The sequence below is a fragment of the Amycolatopsis vancoresmycina genome (assembly GCF_000716785.1).
Taxonomy (GTDB): domain Bacteria; phylum Actinomycetota; class Actinomycetes; order Mycobacteriales; family Pseudonocardiaceae; genus Amycolatopsis; species Amycolatopsis vancoresmycina.
The window spans coordinates 1-358 of record NZ_JNYY01000060.1 but is presented as its reverse complement, the minus strand read 5'-3'; the positions used below and the strand labels follow the sequence as shown (position 1 = coordinate 358).

The following is a 358-nucleotide window of genomic DNA, read 5'->3' as shown; positions in this document are numbered from 1 at the left end:
GAGGGAACGCGGGGAAGTGAAACATCTCAGTACCCGCAGGAAGAGAAAACAACCGTGATTCCGTGAGTAGTGGCGAGCGAAAGCGGAAGAGGCTAAACCTCGCACATGTCAAGCTGTCAGGCGTTGTGTGCGTGGTGTTGTGGGACCCACCTTGAAGGGACTGACATTCCTTCGGATTTGCGCAGTGGTTAGTGGAACGCCTTGGGATGGGCGGCCGGAGTGGGTGAGAGCCCCGTACGCGAAAACTGCTGTTGTTGGTCTTGGTGGTGTTCCCGAGTAGCAGCGAGCTCGTGGAATTTGCTGTGAATCTGCCGGGACCACCCGGTAAGCCTAAATACTTCCTGAAGACCGATAGCGG

At 56.4% G+C, this 358-nt stretch carries 1 rRNA gene; it reads left to right on the top strand.

What is annotated here, in order from left to right:
* A 23S ribosomal RNA gene (locus tag OO60_RS44310) occupies positions 1 to 358 on the top strand; the annotation flags it as partial.